Source organism: Synechococcus sp. H60.3 (assembly GCF_047462295.1).
Taxonomy (GTDB): Bacteria; Cyanobacteriota; Cyanobacteriia; order Thermostichales; family Thermostichaceae; genus Thermostichus.
Map to the genome: position 1 here is coordinate 1 of NZ_JANSIY010000059.1, position 1,855 is coordinate 1,855.

The following is a 1,855-nucleotide window of genomic DNA, read 5'->3' on the forward strand; positions in this document are numbered from 1 at the left end:
AGCCCCCCTTTGCAATTATTGCGAATTGTTACGAGGCTGGCGTTATGCCCCCAGCAGGGATCCGGTTCTCTGGTAGAACGGGAAACAGGCGCTGGGGAAGAATGCCCATTCCCGGCCCACTTGCTTTTTTGCATTGCACAAGGGAGAGCGACTGCATGTTTACTCTGGTTAAGCCCATCACCCGCCACGTGACCCCTGCTGAGCTGGGGGGGCGCCGACTGATGAAGGTGGTGTACGTGGTGTTGGAGCCGCAGTATCAGAGTGCCCTGACGGCGGCGGTGCAGCGCATCAATGCCCAGAACCCCAAGCTGGCGGTGGAGCTGTCTGGCTACTTGGTGGAAGAGCTGCGGGATCCCGCGGGATATGAGGCTTTCCAGCGGGATCTGGAGGCGGCCAATGTCTTTATCGGCTCCTTGATCTTCATTGAGGACATTGCCCAGAAGGTGGTACAGGCAGTAGAACCCCTGCGGGAGCGGCTGGATGCGGTGGTGGTGTTCCCCTCCATGCCAGAGGTGATGCGCCTTAATAAGCTGGGATCCTTTTCCATGGCGCAACTGGGCCAATCCAAGAGCGCCATTGCCCAGTTCATGCGCAAGCGCCAACAGGGATCCAACTTCCAAGAGGGGATGCTGAAGCTGCTGCAGACGCTGCCCAAGGTGTTGAAGTACCTGCCCTTCGACAAGGCCCAGGATGCCCGCAACTTCATGCTCAGCTTCCAGTACTGGCTGGGCGGATCCCGCGAGAACCTGGAGAACTTTTTGCTGATGCTGGCGGATCGCTACCTGCCGGGGATGCGGGGACAGCTCTCCTTTGCCGAGCCAGTCACCTATTTGGAGATGGGCATTTGGCACCCGCTGGCGCCGCAGATGTTTGCCAGCCTGGCAGAGTATTGGGATTGGTACAATGCCCGCGAGGATCTGCCGGAAGACGTGAAGGATCCCCTGGCTCCCTGCGTGGGGCTGGTGCTGCAGCGCACCCACCTGGTGACGGGGGACGATGCCCACTACGTGGCCATGGTGCAGGAGTTGGAGTCGCGGGGGGCGCGGGTGGTGCCGGTGTTTGCCGGCGGCTTGGACTTCTCCAAGCCGGTGAACGAGTTTTTCTGGAATGAGCAGAAGACGGCGCCAATTGTGGATGTGGTGGTGTCGCTAACCGGGTTTGCCCTGGTGGGCGGGCCGGCGCGGCAGGATCACCCCAAGGCCGTGGAGGCGCTGCAACGGCTCAATCGCCCCTACATGGTGGCGCTGCCCTTGGTGTTTCAATCCACAGAGGAATGGGCCACTAGTGACTTAGGCCTGCACCCGGTGCAGGTGGCGCTGCAGATTGCCATTCCTGAGCTGGATGGGGCCATCGATCCCATCATCCTCTCGGGCCGGGACGCCGCCACCGGCAAGGCCCATGCTCTGCAGGATCGGATTGAGCTGATTGCAGCGCGGGCCATCAAGTGGGCCAATCTGCGGCGCAAGCCCAAGCTGGAGAAGAAGATCGCCATCACCGTCTTCAGCTTCCCGCCAGACAAAGGCAATGTGGGGACGGCGGCCTACTTAGATGTGTTTGCTTCCATCCACCGCGTCATGCAGGCCCTGGCCCACAACGGCTACGACCTGGGGCCAGAGCTGCCCAAAACGCCGCAGGAGTTGATGGAGGCCATCCTGCACGATGCCCAGGCCCAGTACGCCAGCCCGGAGCTGAACGTGGCTGCCAAGCTGTCGGTGCGGGAATACGAGGCCCTGACGCCCTATGTCAAAGCCATTGAAAAATATTGGGGGCCACCCCCAGGGCACCTGAACACTGATGGGCAAAATCTGCTGATTTACGGCAAGCACTTTGGCAACGTGTTCATCGGGGTGCAGCC

The 1,855-nt window shown here is 61.0% G+C and carries 1 protein-coding gene; it reads left to right on the forward strand.

Annotated features, from left to right (window positions below):
* Window positions 1–155: 155 nt before the first annotated feature.
* A partial coding sequence (locus tag NW841_RS07760) for a cobaltochelatase subunit CobN (protein ID WP_414386010.1) occupies window positions 156–1,855 on the forward strand: 1,700 nt, incomplete at its 3' end.